This window comes from Thermus sp. H19.2, from assembly GCF_054979525.1.
This window is the reverse complement of sequence record NZ_CM143429.1, coordinates 1-16,638: the sequence shown is the minus strand read 5'-3', so window position 1 is coordinate 16,638 and position 16,638 is coordinate 1. Positions and strand designations below refer to the sequence as shown.

General features: G+C 67.8%; 12 protein-coding genes and 1 tRNA gene. 6 read left to right on the top strand and 7 right to left on the bottom strand.

Annotation, left to right across the window (positions count from 1 at the left end; all coding sequences use genetic code 11):
* Positions 1–71: 71 nt before the first annotated feature.
* Positions 72–1,655, bottom strand: coding sequence for a phosphohexomutase domain-containing protein (locus ACY5J6_RS00065; RefSeq protein ID WP_462845419.1), 1,584 nt, complete (start codon positions 1,653–1,655; stop codon positions 72–74).
* A 60-nt stretch (positions 1,656–1,715) separates the two neighbouring features.
* Positions 1,716–3,521, bottom strand: coding sequence for a peptidylprolyl isomerase (locus ACY5J6_RS00060; protein ID WP_462845418.1), 1,806 nt, complete (start codon positions 3,519–3,521; stop codon positions 1,716–1,718).
* A 44-nt stretch (positions 3,522–3,565) separates the two neighbouring features.
* Between ACY5J6_RS00060 and ACY5J6_RS00055 the strand changes: the two genes are divergently transcribed.
* The 4 genes from ACY5J6_RS00055 (at position 3,566) to ACY5J6_RS00040 (ending at position 6,265) form a co-directional block, all read left to right on the top strand.
* Positions 3,566–3,642 (top strand) — tRNA-Arg (locus ACY5J6_RS00055).
* A 92-nt stretch (positions 3,643–3,734) separates the two neighbouring features.
* Positions 3,735–4,868, top strand: coding sequence for an MFS transporter (locus ACY5J6_RS00050; protein WP_462845417.1), 1,134 nt, complete (start codon positions 3,735–3,737; stop codon positions 4,866–4,868).
* A 110-nt stretch (positions 4,869–4,978) separates the two neighbouring features.
* A complete protein-coding gene (locus tag ACY5J6_RS00045; protein WP_462845416.1) occupies positions 4,979–5,785 on the top strand; it encodes a universal stress protein in 807 nt (268 codons plus the stop codon).
* 48 nt (positions 5,786–5,833) lie between these two features.
* On the top strand, positions 5,834–6,265 hold the full coding sequence (locus ACY5J6_RS00040; protein WP_462845415.1) for a CBS domain-containing protein: 432 nt from the start codon (positions 5,834–5,836) through the stop codon (positions 6,263–6,265).
* Here ACY5J6_RS00040 and ACY5J6_RS00035 read toward each other — a convergent pair.
* Positions 6,262–6,609: a phage holin family protein gene (locus ACY5J6_RS00035; protein WP_462845414.1), complete on the bottom strand. Its 348-nt coding sequence runs from the start codon at positions 6,607–6,609 to the stop codon at positions 6,262–6,264. The two genes, ACY5J6_RS00040 and ACY5J6_RS00035, sit on opposite strands and share 4 nt — an antisense overlap.
* Before the next feature lie 121 nt (positions 6,610–6,730).
* Between ACY5J6_RS00035 and ACY5J6_RS00030 the strand changes: the two genes are divergently transcribed.
* Positions 6,731–9,607, top strand: a complete 2,877-nt coding sequence (locus tag ACY5J6_RS00030; RefSeq protein WP_462845413.1) for an RtcB family protein — start codon at positions 6,731–6,733, stop codon at positions 9,605–9,607.
* A gap of 41 nt (positions 9,608–9,648) precedes the next feature.
* Positions 9,649–11,109 carry a phosphodiester glycosidase family protein gene (locus ACY5J6_RS00025; protein ID WP_462845412.1) on the top strand — a complete coding sequence of 487 codons (1,461 nt, stop codon included), beginning with the start codon at positions 9,649–9,651 and terminating at the stop codon, positions 11,107–11,109.
* A 48-nt stretch (positions 11,110–11,157) separates the two neighbouring features.
* On the opposite strand, the gene pyk is transcribed toward ACY5J6_RS00025, so the two are convergent.
* The 4 genes from pyk to dnaA form a co-directional block, all read right to left on the bottom strand.
* Positions 11,158–12,582, bottom strand: coding sequence for a pyruvate kinase (pyk, locus tag ACY5J6_RS00020; RefSeq protein WP_462845411.1), 1,425 nt, complete (start codon positions 12,580–12,582; stop codon positions 11,158–11,160).
* Positions 12,569–13,837, bottom strand: a complete 1,269-nt coding sequence (gene eno / locus ACY5J6_RS00015; protein ID WP_462845410.1) for a phosphopyruvate hydratase — start codon at positions 13,835–13,837, stop codon at positions 12,569–12,571. The genes pyk and eno overlap by 14 nt, the downstream gene beginning before the upstream one ends.
* Positions 13,838–13,880: 43 nt before the next feature.
* Positions 13,881–14,999: a DNA polymerase III subunit beta gene (gene dnaN / locus ACY5J6_RS00010; protein ID WP_462845409.1), complete on the bottom strand. Its 1,119-nt coding sequence runs from the start codon at positions 14,997–14,999 to the stop codon at positions 13,881–13,883.
* A 298-nt stretch (positions 15,000–15,297) separates the two neighbouring features.
* Positions 15,298–16,611, bottom strand: a complete 1,314-nt coding sequence (gene dnaA / locus ACY5J6_RS00005) for a chromosomal replication initiator protein DnaA (RefSeq protein WP_462846538.1) — start codon at positions 16,609–16,611, stop codon at positions 15,298–15,300.
* Between the last annotated feature and the right edge of the window lie 27 nt (positions 16,612–16,638).

Below are 16,638 nucleotides of genomic sequence, written 5' to 3'. Positions count from 1 at the left end.
ATGCTCGAAAGGGGGCTAGGAGAGGGCTTTTGGGAGGCACTTAAGTATGACCGGGTGGCGGGGTGGGGTACTCAGGCGAGGGCACGGGCCACCAGGGCTAAGGCCGCCTCCAGGACCTCCTGGAGGTGGGCCTCCCCCTTGAAGCTTTCGGCGTAGACCTTGGCCACGTCCTCGGTGCCGCTGGGCCGGGCGGCGAACCAGGCGTTTTCCGTGACCACCTTCAGACCCCCTAAGGGCTCCCCGTTGCCGGGAGCGCGGGTGAGAACCGCCAGAATGGGCTCCCCGGCGAGCTCCTTCTCCCGCACCGCCTCCGGGGTGAGGCGGGAGAGCTTGGCCTTGGCCTCAGGGGCCAGGGGAAGGTCCTTGCGCAGGTAGTAAGGGCGGCCCAGGGCCTCGGCCAGGTCCTCGTAGAGCTCGTCCGGGGCCTTCCCCCGCTTGGCCATGAGCTCGGCGGCGAGAAGCCCCATGAGAATCCCGTCCTTGTCGGTGGAGAAGGGCCTGCCGTCAAAGCGGAGAAAGCTCGCCCCGGCGCTCTCCTCCCCCCCAAAGCCCAGCCAGCCCCCAAGAAGGCCCTCCACGAAGTACTTGAACCCCACGGGGGTTTCGTAAACCTCCCGGCCCAGGGCCCGGGCCACCCGGTCCAGGAGGGCGCTGGTCACCGCCGTCTTGCCCGCCTTAGCCCCGGGCCAGGCCCGGGTGGTGAAGAGGTGGTGAAGGGCTGCCGCCAGATAATGGTTGGGGTTCATCAGGCCCCGCGGGGTTACGATGCCGTGGCGGTCGGCGTCGGGGTCGTTGCCGATGGCGAGGTCAAAGCGCTCCCTGAGGGCGAGGAGGCCCGCCATGGCGTGGGGGCTGGAGCAGTCCATGCGGATCTTGCCGTCGTGGTCCTTGGGCATGAAGCGGAAGGTGGGGTCCAGGGTGGGGTTCACCACCTCCAGGCGGAGCCGGAAGGCCTCGGCCAGGCGCTCCCAGACCCTCTGGCTCGCCCCGCCCAAGGGGTCCACCCCAAGGCGGAGGCTCGAGGCCCGGATGGCCTCCAGGTCCACCGCCTCCCCTATGCGCGCCACGTAAAGCCCGGCGTAGTCAAAGGCCTTGGCCCGGGAAAGGGCCTCCTTCAGGGGAAGCCGCTTCACCCCCTTGAGGCCCTCCCGAAGGAGGGCGTTGGCCCTTTCCTCTATGGCCCGGGTGGTGCGGGTGTCCGCCGGCCCTCCCGTGGGGGGGTTGTACTTGATGCCCCCGTCCTCCGGGGGGTTGTGGCTGGGGGTGAGGAGGACCCCGTCGGCCTTGGCCCCGTGGTGGGCGTTGTGCTCCAGGATGGCCAAGGAGACCAAGGGGGTGGGGGTGTAGCCCCCTTCCGCCTCTATGCGCACCTCTATCCCGTTGGCGGCGAAGACAGAGAGGGCCGTGGCCCAGGCGGGCTCGGAGAGGGCATGGGTGTCTTTGGCCAAGAAGAGGGGCCCGGTGGCCCCGAAGCCCGCCCTTAGGTCGGCGATGGCCTGGGCTATGGCCAGCACATGGGCCTCGGTGAAGGTGGCCTTGAGGCTCGTGCCCCGGTGGCCGCTGGTGCCGAAGGCCACCCGTTCCCAGGGGTTTTCCGGGTCCGGCTTGGCCTCGTAGTAGAGGGTGAGGAGGCGCAGGAGTTCCCGGGATTCCATGACCCCATCCTAACCAAGGGGGAGGCCCGAAGGCCTCCCCGGGGTCCCGGCCCTTCTCGATTAAGGTTTGGCCGGGGCTTCCTTGGGAGCCTCTTGGGGCTTCTCCTCCGTCTTGGGGGTGAGCTCGGCCAGCACCTGGCTCAGGCGGTTTTCTATCTTGGCCTCCTTGCGCAGGGCCTGGAGGAGGGCCTGGGCCTTTTCCTGGCGCTTCTTGGCCACCACCCTATCCAAGGCCTCCTCCTTGACCGCCTCGTAGGGCTTCAGGACCTCGGGCTTACGGTCCTTGATGAGAAGGACGGTGAAGGTCCCGTCTTCCAGCTTCACCACCTCGCTCACCTCCCCCAAGGGGCCCTTGGGGAAGGCCTCCTTGACCTTGAAGACCAGGCGGTCCAGCACCGCGGGGAGCTGGTTGGGCTGGACGGCGCCGTGGTCGGTGACGCTACCCCCGTGGGCCTTGGCCAGGGCCTCGAGGTCCTGGGCCCTTAGGGCAGCCTCGCGGAAGGCCTTGGCCTTGGCCTCCTCTTTGAAGGCCACCCCCACCACCCGGGCGCTGGCGGGAACGGTGAAGAGGGCGGGGTTTTCGGCGTAGAACTTCCGGGCCTCGGCCTCCGTGGCGGTGACGTCCCGGGTCTCGTAAAGGAGGTAGGCCTGGGCGATGGCGTCCTTGGAGCCGATAAAGGGTTTGCCGCTCTTCTTGGCCGCCTCCACCAGCACCTCCCGGTCCATGAGGCTCTCCAGGGTCTGGGGAAGGAAGAACTGCACGGCGAGCTCCCCTAAGCCCTGCTGGATGAGGGCCTGGGTCTGCTGGTTGGAGAAAACGGGCTGGAGCACCTGGGCGAGGAGGATCTCCGTCCCGTCCACCTTGGCCACCACTGGGTTCTTGTAGGCGTAGGGGCTACCCTCGGCGAAGCGCACCTGGGCCTTCCCGCGCAGGTCCTCCAGGTAGGCCTCCAGGGCCCCGTCCCCCTTGGCCGCCTGGGCGTCCTTCTCCACCCGGTCCTTCACCTCCTCAAAGGTGGGCACCTTGGGGGAGAGGTAGGCCTCCACCTTCACCAGGTAGTACCGCCCCGAGGCCTCTATGGGCCCCACCAGGCCGGGGCCCTTGAGGGCGAAGACCTCCTGGGCCACCGCCTCCGGGAAGACCACCTGGGTCACGGGCTTGGGCTCCGTCTCCCCAGGTCCCGCCCCCAAGGCTCCCCCTTGCTCGGCCCCCACCTTGGAGTGCTGCTTGGCCAGGAGGGCGAAGTCCTCCCCCGCCTTCAGCTTGGCCAAGAGCTCCTCCGCCAGCTTCTTGTCGTCCACCACGATCTGCCGGGCTTGGACTCGAGGCTCGGTCTTGTAGGCCTCCTGGTGGACCTCAAAGTAAAAGCGCACCTCCTCCGGGGTGGGTTTGGCGGCGGAGCGGATCTGCTCCAGCCGCTTCTGAATCTGGAGCTGGGCCTTGATCTCCTGGCGGAGCTCTGCGTCGGTGTAGCCCACCTGGTTGAGGAACTGCTCGTAGGCCTTTTTCTCCTTCAGGCCGTACTGCTCCCGGATGCGGTCCACCTCCTTGCGCACCTCGGCGCTCCCCACCCGGATGCGGGCGGCGTCCTGCCTTAGGGCCTCGGTGAGGATCACCTGCTCCAGGAAGTGGGTGTCCACCAGGGTCTTGAGAAGCCCCTGGGGGTTGGCGGCGTATAGGGGGTCATTGCCCTGGAGCCTGAGGAGGTCCAGCTCGTAGACCGCCTTGCCGTTGACCCAAAGGACGGGCTTGCCCCTGGCCGTCTGCCCCGCCTTGGGGGTGAAGAGCAGGATGGCCCCCACGGCGAAGGCCAGGGCCAGCAACCCGAACAGGATGGTGACGAGCCTCTTGTTGATGCCAAACACTTGACCGCCTCCTTCTTCCCGTGCTATAGTACTCCCGCTTGAGTGCGCCCGTAGCTCAGCTGGACAGAGCGTCGGCCTCCGGAGCCGAAGGTCAGAGGTTCGAGTCCTCTCGGGCGCGCCATTTTCTTTTGGCCCTTCCTGGATTTCCGGAAAGCCCCAAGCACGTGGGGATTCTAACACACCCTTCCTGAGAAGCGGGTTTAGCATGGAGGGGTGCTGCCCCTTCTCCTCGCCTGGCTTCACACGGTCAACGACCTCTTCGGGAACTTCCTCACCCCCCTCCTCCCCAAGCTCATGGCCCACTTCGGCGTGGGCCTGGGAACGGTGGGGCTCTTGGTCTCGGTGTATTCCCTCACGGGAAGCCTCCTCCAGCCCTTGGCTGGCCTCGTGGCCGACCGGATGGACCGGAGGCTCCTGGCAGCCTTGGGGCCGGTCCTGGTGGCCCTGGGGATGGGGTCTGTGGGCTTTTGGCCTCGCTTTGAGCTCCTCCTTTTGGCCCTGGGCCTGGCGGGCCTGGGCTCGGCCCTCTTTCACGCCTCGGGGGCGAGCCTGGTAGGGGAGTTCGCCCCGAGGGAGCGCAAGGGGTTTTGGCTTTCCTTCTTTGGCTCCGCAGGCTACCTGGGGCTCTCCCTGGGCCCCCTGGTGGCCCTTTTCGCCGTGGGGGCTTTTGGGCTTAAGGGGCTCCTTTGGCTCACCCCCCTGGCCCTTCTCCCCGCCCTGGCCCTCCTTCGCCTTCCCCCGGTACGGCGCCAGGGAAAACCCGCCGGGGTGAAGGACTTCCTCCGGGTCTTCCGGGGGGACGTGGCCCGGCTTTGGGGGATGGCCACCTTAAGGAGCCTGGTCTTCATGAGCTTTTCCACCACCTTGCCCTACTGGTTCACCCAAAGGGGCCTCTCCGACGCCTACACCGCCTTAAGCCTTTCCGTCTACAGCTTTTCCGCCACCTTGGGCACCTTCCTCGGAGGCACCCTCTCGGACCGCCTGGGGCGGAAGGCGGTGCTTTCGGGCACCCTATCCTTTGGCCTTCCCCTTTACTTGGGCCTCCTCTTCCTCCCCCCGGAAAACCCCCTGTACCTCCTCCTCCTCGCCGCCACGGGGGCCTTGATGAACGCCGGGATCCCCGTGGCCGTGGCCCTGGCCCAGGAGCTGGAGCCGGGCCAGACGGCCACGGTGTCCGGGCTCCTCATGGGCTTCACCTGGGGATTCGCCGGGCTTTTCTACGCCCCTATAGGCCATTTCATAGAAACCCTGGGGGTGATGCCCGTCCTTCTGGCCCTGGGAAGCCTGATCCTGCCCGCCTGGGCCCTGGCCAGGGGGGTGAGGGAGCCCGAGCCCAGGGCGGCGTAAGGCCACCCCATGCTGGCTTGGGCCATCATGGGGGCCCCGGCAAAAGGTCCCTGTGGGCCTCCCTAGGCCAGTAAGGCAAGGGCAGCGGAGGGTACGGTTAAGATGGGGGCATGCGGATCCTCCTCGCCACGGACGGCTCGCCCCAGGCCAAGGGGGCGGAGGTGCTGGCGGAGTGGCTGGCCTATAAGCTCTCGGCCAAGCTCCTTCTCCTATACGTGCGGGACGTCCGCCTTTTGCGGGGCCTCGAGCCTTTGGACCTGGGGGCCCTCACCATCCCCGTCCCCGTCTACCGCCAAGAGCTGGAAAAGGTTCTAACCCTCAAGGGGGAGAGCATACTGGAACGGTTGCGGAAGAGCGCCCAGGAAGCGGGTATAGAGGCCGAGGCCGCCTTGGAAACCGGCCTCCCCCACGAGGTCATCCTGCGCTATGCCCGGGGGGCGGACCTCCTGGTCCTGGGCCGGAGCGGAGAAGCCCATGGGGGGAGGTTCTTGGGCCTGGGGAGCACCGTGGACCGGGTGCTCCGGACCTCCCCCATCCCCGTGGTGGTGGCCCCCATGGACCACGTGGCCTTGGAAGGGGCCCTGCTAGGGTACAACGCCTCGGAGAGCGCCGTGCGGGCCATGCACGTCCTGGCGGCCCTGGCCAAACCCCTGGGGCTTAGGGTGCGGGTGGTGAGCGTCCACGAGGATCCCGTGCAAGCGGGCTCCTGGGCCTTAGAGGCGGAGGATTACCTGAGGGACCAGGGCCTTGAGGTGGAGGCCCTGGCCCTTTCCGGGGACCCCGCCGAGCACCTTCTGGCCCTGCAGAACCCCACGGACCTCCTGGCCCTGGGGGCCCCGGTGCGGAGGTTCCTCCTGGGAAGCACGGCGGAACACGTGGTCCGCCACGCCGTGGGACCGGTCCTCACCGCCCGATAAGGACCCCTGGGGTTTGGTATAATGGTCCCCTAAAGGAAAGGGGGGTTCATGACGGTCCGCCAGGTTTTGCTCCGCAAGGGGGGTGCGGTCTACGCCATCCATCCCCAGGCCACGGTGCTGGAAGCCCTGGAGGTCCTGGCCCGGCACGATATCGGTGCCCTTTTGGTCATGGAGGGGGAGAGGCTTCTCGGCGTCTTTTCCGAGCGGGACTACGCCCGCAAGCTGGTGCTCCTGGGCCGCTTCTCCAAGGACACCCGGGTGGAGGAGGTCATGAGCCGGGAAGTGATCACCGTGGCCCCCGAGACGGAGCTCTCGGAGGCCATGCGCCTCATGACCGAGCACCGGGTGCGGCACCTGCCCGTGGTGGAGGGGGGCAGGGTGGTGGGGGTGGTCTCCATCGGGGATGCGGTGAAGGCCATCATCGGCGAACAGGAGGTGCTGATAGAGGAGCTTTCCCGCTACGTGATGGAAAACCGCTAGTCCCGGAAGAGCCAGTTGAGGAAGAGGCTCACCAGGGAAAGGAGGAAGGCCCCCAGGAGGGCCTCGAGGAAGCCCTTGACCTCCAGGGCCGTGGCCTGGGCCACCAGGTAAAGGAGGGCGCCGTTCACCACCCAGGTGAAAAGCCCCAGGGTGAGGAGGTTGAGGGGGAGGGTGAGGAAGAGGAAAAGGGGGCGGAGAAGGGCGTTGGCCAGGCCCCAGATGGCCCCGGCCACCAGGTAGTCCAAAAGCCCCGCCCCGGGAGCGAAGGCTACCCCGGGGTAGAGGAGGCTCACCAGCCAAAGGGCCAGGGTGTTAAGAAGAAGCCTCGCCAGAAGGCCGCGCATGGCTTAAGCCTACACCCCAGAGGCCCTTGGGGCGTATATCCTTGACGCATACCGCATAACGGGGTAGCTTAAAGGTAAGCCCGGGCCTATAAAGCCCGGCGGTTTTGTTTTGGAGGGCGCCATGCGCTGGGAAAAGATCGCCCCCTTCACCTACCGCATCCCCCGGCAGGGGAAGATGCGGGTGGACGCCGTGTTCTTCGCCTCGGAGGAGATCCTAAAGGACCTCGAGGCGGAAAACTACGCCTCCTTGCAGCAGCTCATGAACGTGGCCACCCTCCCCGGCATCGTGGAGCCCGCCCTAGCCATGCCCGACATCCACTGGGGCTACGGCTTCCCCATCGGGGGGGTGGCGGCCTTTGACCCGGAGGAGGGCGGGGTGGTGAGCCCGGGAGGCGTGGGGTTTGACATCAACTGCCTGCCTCCGGGAACCCGGGTTCTCTTCTGCGACAGGTACACCCGACCTATAGAAGAGCTAGCGGAGGAAAGAGCCCCCAACCTGGTGGTGTGGCGGCTTGGGGAGCGCCCGGAAGCGGCCCAGGCGGCGCTTCTCCTTTCACGGGAGGCGGAGGAACTCCTTAAGCTCCGCACCGAGGGCGGGTTTGTCCTGGAGGCGACCCCGGACCACCCCCTTTACACCCCTGAGGGGATGCGGCCTGCGGGCACCCTGCGGCCGGGGGACCGGGTGGCGGTCCACCCCTTCCGGGGCCTTCCCTACGAGCCCCCTCCACCCCTATCCCTCCTCGAGGAGGAGGAAGCGGAGGCCTGGGCCCGAACCCTCGGCTTTCCCCAGGCGCCCCGGGAGCTCCGGGCGCGGGGCCTTCTCCCCCTTCGGGCAGACCATCCCCACCTTCCGGCCATCCTCCGCCTCCTGGGCTACGCCCTGGGGGACGGCACCCTCTACCGCTCCGGGGGGCGGGCCTACCTGGTCCTCTACGGGGAGGAGGAGGGGTTGCGGGAGGCCAAAGCCGACCTGGAGCGTCTGGGGTTCCGGGCAGGGGGACCCTACTTGCGCCGCCGCAACCACGCCTTCCGGGGGCGAACCTTTGACGCGGTGGAGGCGGGTCTGAAGGTGTCTTCTCGTGCCCTCTTCCTCCTCTTCCGCGCCCTCGGCCTCCCCGAGGGGGCCAAGGCCAAACAGGGCTTCAGGCTGCCCGCTTGGCTCTTTGCCCTTCCCCCCTGGCTTAAGGCGAACTTCCTCGCAGGCCTTTTCGGGGCAGAGCTTTCCGCGCCCAAGGCCGTAAGCGGCCACGGGTACAACCTGGTCCCTCCGGTGCTTTCCCAGTCCAAGCGCCGAAGTTTCCTGGAGGAAGGGCGGGCCTTCATGGAGGACCTGGCCCGCCTGGTGGCCTCCTTGGGCCTCGAGGTCCAGGACCTTCGCGAGGAAGCCGACTGGGAGGAACCCGAGGACCCTTCTCACCGCTTCAAGCTCATCCTCCGCTCCACCCTGGAGAACCTCGCCCGGCTGTACGAGGAGGTGGGCTACGCCTACGCTCCTAAGAAGGCGCGCCTCGCCCTTCTCGCTGCCCTTTACCTCCGCCTGAAGCAGGCCCACCTGGCTCGGAGGGAGGCTATGGCCGCGGAGGTTTTGGCCCTGCGGGAGGCCGGCGAGAAGGTGGCGGCCATCGCCCACCGGCTTGGGGTCTCCCGCCGCTTCGCGGAGCGGACGCTTTACGAGAAGCGAGGCGCTTTCCGGCCCCAGGGCTTTCCCACCTTCCCCGAGTTCGTGGCCGCCAACCCGGGGATGCTCTTTGACCGGGTGGTGGCCGTGGAGCGGGTGCCCTATGGGGGCAGGGTTTACGACCTTTCCATGGCCCACCCGGACCACAACTTCGTGGCCGAGGGGTTCGTGGTCTCCAACTGCGGGGTCCGCCTCCTCGCCTCCCACCTCACCCGGGAAGACCTCCTTCCCCGCCAGCGGGAGCTCGCCGACGCCCTCTACCGCCTCGTCCCCTCGGGGGTGGGGAGCGAAAGGCGGGACGTGCGCTTCAGCAAGAAGGAGCTCAAGGAGATCCTCAAAGAGGGGGCGGGCTGGCTCGTGAAGCGGGGGTACGGCTACCCCGAGGACGTGGACTTCATCGAGTCCCAAGGCCGCCTTCCCTGGGCCAACCCCGACAAGGTCTCGGAGAGGGCCTTTGAGCGGGGAGCCCCCCAGATCGGCACCCTGGGGAGCGGGAACCACTTCCTGGAGGTGCAGTACGTGGACGAGGTCTACGACGAGGAGGCCGCCCTGGCTTTCGGCCTCTTCAAGGGCCAGGTCACCGTCCTCATCCACACGGGAAGCCGGGGCCTCGGCCACCAGGTCTGCCAGGACTACGTGGAGCGCTTCCTCAAAGCCGCCCCCCGGTACGGCATTGAGCTCGTGGACAAGCAGCTCGCCGCCGCCCCCATAAGGAGCCTCGAGGGCCAGGACTACCTCCAGGCCATGGCCGCCGCCGCCAACTTCGCCTTCGCCAACCGCCAGCTCATCGCCCACTTCGTGCGGGAGGCCTTTGAGAAGGTGGGCTTTAGACCCAGGGACCACGGGCTCAGGGTCCTCTACGACCTCGCCCACAACAACGCCAAGTTTGAAGAGCACGGGGGGAGGCGGGTCCTGGTCCACCGCAAGGGGGCCACCCGGGCCTTCGGCCCCGGCCACCCGGAGGTCCCCGAGGCGTACCGCCGGGTGGGGCAGCCGGTCCTGGTGCCCGGGGACATGGGCCGCTACTCCTACGTCCTCGCGGGGACGGAAAAGGCCATGGCGGTCTCCTTCGGAAGCAGCTGCCACGGGGCCGGGCGCAAGATGAGCCGACACCAGGCCAAAAAGGTGGCCCGGGAGCGGAACCTGGTGAAGGAGCTCGCGGAAAAGGGCATCCTGGTGAGGGCCGCCACCCGGGCCACGGTGGACGAGGAGATGCCCGAGGCCTACAAGGACGTCTCCTCCGTGGTGGAGGCGGTGGAGGGGGCAGGGATCGGAAAGAAGGTGGCCCGCCTCAGGCCCCTCATCGTGGTCAAGGGATAGGGGTCCATCCGCTTCTCAGAAAGGTTTGGTTTCCTGGGAGGATGAGGCGGTTCGCCCTCCTCCTCTTTTTCGGCCTCGCCCTGGGCCAGACCCTCCTTCCCGTGGAACAGCTTGGCCTCACCTTCCGGGAGGAAGGGGGGGCCTGGGTGTACCAGGGGAGCGGAAAGCGCTTCGTCTACGTCCCCGGGGTGGGCTGGGCCGAGCCCTCGGGGACGGACCTGCCGCCCCCGGAAGGGGACCGCTTCCCCCTGGAGGCCCTTTTGGCCCTGGGCTACTTCCGGGTGCCCGAGGCGGGGGTCCGCTTCGGGGGGAAGCCCCAGGGGCTACGGGTGGTCCTGGACCTCCCCGCCCCCCACCCGGCCGAGCCCCGGGAAGAGCGGGGTAAGGCCGGGGCCACCCTCCACCTGCCCTACCTCGCCCCGGACCTCCTCAAGGCTCCCTGGCCGGAGGGCCTAAAGGCCAGGGTCCGCCTTCTCCCCGAGGCCACCGAGCTCGCCCTGAGGGCGGAACAGGGCCACCTCTACTACCGCCTCTTCCCCCTCGAGGACCCCCCCCGCCTGGTCCTGGACCTCTACCTCCTCGCCCCTGAGGTAGAGGAGGTGCTGGCCCCCGGGGTGCGCTACCGGGAGGTCTACGGCTTCACCCCCGAGCCCCTGAGGCTTTACCTGGTGGAGGCGGAACGGGGAAGGCTCCTCCCCGTGGGCACCCCCGGGAAAAGGGCCCTTCCCAGGGACCTGGCCCCAGGGGCCCTCGCCGTCCTGAACGGGGGTTACTTTGACCCCAAGAGCGGGGCCCCCATCGGCCTTTGGGTCCAGGACGGGGTGACCCTCTCCTACCCCTACGGCCGGGTGGCCCTGCTTTGGGACGGGTTCTCCTTCTTCCTAGACCTACCCCGGTTCCTGGCCGAGGCGGTGGGGCCTGGGGGGGAAAGGGTCCGGGTGGGGGTGAACGCCTCCCGCGCCCGCTACACCGCCCACACCGTGCCGGGCCTGGTGGGCCGTGAGGGGGAGGAGGTGGCCTTGGTGGAGGGGGATCAGGTGAAGGCCATCCTTACCGCTCCCGCCGAGCTTTCCCCTGGCCTTTGGGCCCTTAGCTTTCCCCGGGGAAGCCCCCCCTTTCCCCTCGCCGTGAGGGATCGCTTAAGCCTCTACGGCAGGCTGGACCCGCCCTTCCGCTACGCCTTGGAAGGGGGGCCCCTCCTCATGCGGGAAGGCCGGTACGCCTACGACCCCGCCAAGGAAAACTTCAAGGACCCGAGGCCCCTGCAGGCGGTGGCCCCCCAGGCGGCGGTGGCCTGGACGAGGAAGGGAAAGCTCTGGCTCCTCGTCTCCGAGCCCACCACCCCTGGGGCCCTGGCCCGGGCCCTCCTCTCCCTAGGCGCCTGGAACGCCCTCCGCATGGACGGGGGCGGCTCGGCCCAACTTTGGGTGAAGGGGGTCTTGCGAAGCCCCTACCAGGGCACCCCTAGGCCCGTGGTCAGCGCCCTGGCCCTTTTCCCCTAAGTGCTCGTCTGCACCAGGGAGGCTCTTACCTACCTCCTTTTGGGGCACTTAGGCTACCCGCTCCACCCGGAGGAGGTTGGTGGTCCCCCGAACCCCAAAGGGCACCCCGGCGGCGATGACCACCCTCTCCCCCACCTGGGCCAGGCCCAGGGCCTTCACCTCTTTGAGGGCGATGCGCACCATGTCGTCGGTGTCCTGGGGGTCGGGAGCCAGGTGGGGCACCACCCCCCAGACCAGGGCCAGCTGCCGCTCCACCTCGGGGCTGGGGGTGAGGGCCAGGATGGGCACCTGGGGCCGGGTGCGGGCGATCCTGCGGGCCGAGCCCCCGGTGGCGGTGAAGACCACGATGGCCCGGGCCCCCACGGCCTCCACGATGTCGTCGGCGGCCTGGGCGATGGCGTCCTGGGTGGTGGGGGTGGGGGCGGGCCTTAGGACGTTAAGCTTCTGCAAAAACTCCGGGGAGGCCTCCACCGCCTGGGCGATTCTGGCCATCATGGCCACCGCCTCCACGGGGTAGGCCCCGGCGGCGGTCTCCGCCGAGAGCATCACCGCGTCCGTGCCGTCGAAGATGGCGTTGGCCACGTCCGAGGCCTCGGCCCGGGTGGGGCTCGGGTTCTGCACCATGGACTCCAGCATCTGGGTGGCGGTGATCACGGGTTTGCCCGCGGCGATGGCCCGGAGGATGAGGCGCTTTTGCACGATGGGCACCTCCTCTAAGGGCATCTCCACCCCCAGGTCCCCCCGGGCCACCATGATGCCGTCCGCCTCCTCCAGGATCTCCTCAAAGCGGGCCACGGCCGAGGGCTTTTCTATCTTGGCCATGAGCCTGGCCCGGGAGCCGTAGCGGGAAAGGTAGTGGCGGGCGAGGAGGAGGTCGTCCCGGGTGCGCACGAAGGAAACCGCCACCCAGTCCACGCCGATCTCCGCCCCCAGGGCCAGGTCCTGGATGTCCTTTTCCGAAAGGGCGGGGATGGAGAGGTCGGCCCCGGGCACATTGATGCCTTTGTTGTCCGAGAGGGTCCCGCCCACCTCCACCAGGGTGTGGATCTCGTCCCCCACCACCCTTTCCACCCGGAGGCGGATCCGGCCGTCGTCCAAAAGGAGCACCTGCCCGGGGCGCACGTCCTCGGGGAGGCCCTTGTAGGTGAGGGAAACCCGAGTCTCGTCCCCTTCCACGGGGAGGCGGGTGAGCACGAAGGGCTGGTCCGGCTTGAGCTCCACCCGGCCCTTCTGGAAGCGGCCGATGCGGATCTTGGGGCCCTGCAGGTCCTGAAGAAGGGCCAGGGTCTTACCCAGCTCTTGGGACACCTCCCGCACCCAGGCGGCCCGCCTCTTGTGGTCCTCGGGGAGGCCGTGGCTGAAGTTCAAGCGGAAGACGTCCGCCCCCGCCTCGGCCAGGGCCCGGATGGTTTCCTTGGTGTCCGTGGCCGGGCCCAGGGTGGCCACGATCTTGGTGCGCTTAAAAGGCCCCATAGCCCAGGAAGCGGGCCGCCTGGCCCAGCTCCTCCTCAATGCGCAAGAGCTGGTTGTACTTGGCCAAGCGGTCGGAGCGGGAGAGGGAGCCGGTCTTGATCTGGCCGGCGTTCACCGCCACCGCCAGGTCGGCGATGAAGCTGTCCTCGGTCTCCCCGGAGCGGTGGCTGATCACCGCCCGGTAGCCCGCCCGCTGGGCCAGGCGGATGGCCTCGAGGGTCTCCGAGAGGGTTCCGATCTGGTTCACCTTGACCAGAATGGCGTTGGCCACGCCCCGCTCTATCCCCATCCGGAGCCTTTCCGGATTTGTGACGAAGAGGTCATCCCCCACCAGCTGGACCTTCCCCCCTAGGCGCTCGGTGAGGAGCCGCCACCCCTCCCAGTCGTCCTCGGCGAGACCGTCCTCTATGGAACGGATGGGATACTTCTCCACCCAAGCCTCCCAAAAGGCCACCATCTCCTCCGAGGAAAACACCTTCCCTTCCCCTTCCAGGTGGTACCTCCCGTCCCGGTAGAGCTCGCTTGCGGCGGGGTCCAGGGCCAAGGAAACCTCCTTACCTGGGGTGTAGCCCGCCCGCTCGATGGCCAAGAGAAGTAGCTCCACCGCCTCCTCGTTGCTCTTAAGGTCGGGGGCGAAGCCACCCTCGTCCCCCACGTTGGTGGTGTAACCCCTTTCCTTTAGCACGCCCTTGAGGGTGTGGAAGACCTCGGCCCCGATGCGCACCGCCTCGGCAAAGCTTTCCGCCCCGGCGGGCACCAGCATGAACTCCTGGAAGTCCACCCGGTTGTCGGCGTGCTTGCCGCCGTTGATGACGTTCATCAGGGGAACGGGCAGGACCACCCCCTGGACCCCGCCCAGGTAGCGGTAGAGGGGGAGGCCTAAGGCCTCCGCCGCGGCCCGGGCCGTGGCCAGGGACACGGCCAGGATGGCGTTGGCCCCCAGGTTCGCCTTGTTGGGGGTGCCGTCCAGCTCCAGCATGGCCCGGTCCACCCCCTCCTGGTCCAGGGCGTCCCGGCCGATGAGCTCGGGAGCGATGCGCTCGTTGACGTTCTCCACCGCCCGGCGCACCCCCTTGCCCAGGTAGCGCCTACCCCCGTCCCTCAGCTCCAGGGCCTCGTGGGCGCCCGTGGAAGCCCCCGAGGGCACCAGGGCCCAGCCCCGCACCCCCCCTTCCAGCTCCACCTCGGCCTCCACCGTGGGGAAACCTCGGGAATCCAACACCTCCCGCGCCTTCACGCTGACGATCGTGGTCATGGGTACCTCCTGTGGAAGCGCTTCACGCCCCTCTTTCCCCAGCCTACACCCTCAGGGGCACCACCACCGCCCGGTACCCCCCTTCCCCGGCGGGGCGCACCAGGGTGGGGCTGGTGGGGCCGCTCATCTCCAGGAAGGCCTCTCCCTCCAGGGGAGCCAGGGCCTCCAGGAGGTAGCGGGCGTTGTAGGCCAGGCCCATGGGGGTGCCCTCCATGGCCACCGCCACCTCCTCCTGGCCCTTGCCGTAGTCCCCTTCGGCGGAGAGGAGCGCCCGGCCCTCCTGAAAGAGGAGGTCCACCCGGTGGTTCTGCCTGTCGGAAAGCACGCTCACCCGCCGCAGGGCCTCCCGGAAGGGGTCCACCTCGAGGCGCACCCTCAAGGGGAAGTCCTTGGGGATCACCTTCTCGTAGTCGGGGAACTCCCCCTCCATGAGGCGCACGGCCATGCGCACCTCCGCGCTCTCCCCCCGCATGGCCAAACCCAAGGTCCCGGGGCCCAGGGCCAAGGCCACCTCCCCCTCCCCCAGGGCTTTCAGGGCCCGGACCACCTCGTCGGCGCTCCGGGCGGGAACCACCGCCTTCTTGACGAAGGGCTGGGGCTTGGGAAGCTGGGAAAGGGCCAGACGGTAGCCGTCGGAGGCCACGGCCCTCAAGCCCCCCTCGGAAAACTCCAGTTGCACCCCCCGGAAGATGGCCCGGTACTCCTCGTTGCTGGCGGCGTAGCGCACCTGGGTGAGGAGGCGGAGAAGGTCGCCCGCGGAAACCTTGGCCTGCAAGGGGAAGGCTTCGCTCGGACCCCCGGGTTCGGGGAAGAGGAGCTCGGGGTAGCCCTCCACCGGGGCCAGGGATAGCCGGGTGGTGAAGCGACCCGAGGAAAGCAAAAGCTCCTTCTCCACGGAAAGGACCGCCTCGTCTCCGGGGAGGCTCCGCACCAGCTGGAAGAAGGGCTGGGAAGGAACCAGGTAGGCGCCCTCCCCCTGGACCCGGGCGGGAAGGCGGATCTCCAGGTCCACTTCCCCGTTGGAGCCGAAGAGGACCAAGCTTTCCGGACCGGCGGCCAGACCCGCGTAGGTGAGCAGAGGGTTGGAACTCCTGGAAGGGATCACCCGCTCCAGGAGAGCAATCTGCTCGGCCAAAAGGTTTTTAGGAAGGGTTACCTTCATTTTCCGCTCCTCCTCTTACTGTTACTGCTAAGTCTTTTAAAAGATTTAAAAGATCCGTAGTCGTAGTAGTAGGGGCTGTGGATATGTGGATAAGGGGGTGGAAACGCCCTTCGGGACGGCAAAGAGGCTGTGGATAATCCCTGTGGAAAACCCGCTTGCGCCTGTGGATAAGGTGTGGATAACCGGCGGGTTATCCACAGGGTCCTGCCCCAGGGAAGTTTTCCACAGGTTATCCACAGGGTTATCCACAGGGAAAGCCCACTTATCCACAGGGTTATCCACAGGTTATCCACAGGGGTCACGCCAACACCTCCCGAAGGGACCTCAGAAGCCCCTGGACCTCCCGGTCGCTCTCGGCCAGCTCCTGGATCTTCTGGATGGCGTAGAGGACCGTGGTGTGGTCGCGGCCGCCGAAGAGCTGGCCGATCTCGGGCAAGGAGGCCCGGGTGAGCTCGCGCACCAGGTACATGGCGATCTGGCGAGGAAGCACCACCTCTTTCCTCCGGCCGCCCCCCAGGAGGTCTTCAGGGCGGAGGGAGAAGTGCTCGGCCACCTTGCGCACGATCTCCTGGGGATCCACCTCCACTTCCCGCGGAGCGAAGATTTCGGAGAGGGCTCTGGCGGCCACGCTGCGGGTGAGCTCCACGCCGTTCAGGGAAGCGTAGGCGATGGCCCGCATGAGGGCACCCTCCAGCTCGCGGATGTTGGAGGTAACCTGGCGGGCGATGTACTCCAGCACCTCCTCGCCGATGCGCAGGCCCCGCTGCTCGGCGTTCATCTTGAGGATGGCGATGCGGGTTTCCAGGTCGGGGGGCTGGATGTCGGTGATAAGCCCCCATTCGAAGCGGCTTCGGAGGCGGGCCTCGAGGGTCAGGATGTCCTTGGGGGGGCGGTCGGAGGAGAGGATGATCTGCTTGTGGGCCTCGTAAAGGGCGTTGAAGGTGTGGAAAAACTCCTCCTGGGTGCGCTCCTTGCCGGCGATGAACTGGATGTCGTCCACCAGGAGGAGGTCCACGGAGCGGTAGCGCTCGCGAAACTCGGCCATGCGGTCTTCCCGAATGGCGTTGATGAGCTCGTTGGTGAAGGTCTCCGTGGAAACGTACTCGATCTTCAGGTGGGGGAAGCGCTTGGCCACGGAGTGGCCCACGGCGTGCATCAGGTGGGTCTTCCCCAAGCCCACCCCCCCGTAGATGAAAAGGGGGTTGTAGGCCCGGCCGGGGGACTCGGCCACGGCCACGGCTGCGGCGTGGGCCATGGAGTTGTTGGGGCCCACCACGAAGTTCTCAAAGGTGTACTTGGGGTTGAGCTTGGGCTTTTCGCTCTCGGGCTTGGGGGAGGCGTGGAAGATGTCCTCTTGGACCACGGCCCCGGGGACCACCTTGAGCTCGAAGCGGGGGGCCTGGGCCCCGAGGAGGCTCAGGGCCTCCTGGATGAGCTCGGCGTAGTGCCGCCGCACCCAGTCTAGGGCGAAGGAGGTGGGCACGGCGAGCTCCAACACCCCGTCCCGAAGGCCTAGGGGACGGATCCTTTCAAACCAGGTGTGGAACTCCACCTCGGTGATGTTGCGCCGGATGTGCTCCAGGACGTGTTGCCAAACCGCCTCGTGGGTCAAGGCCACCCCCGTTGTCCGGAGGAACAT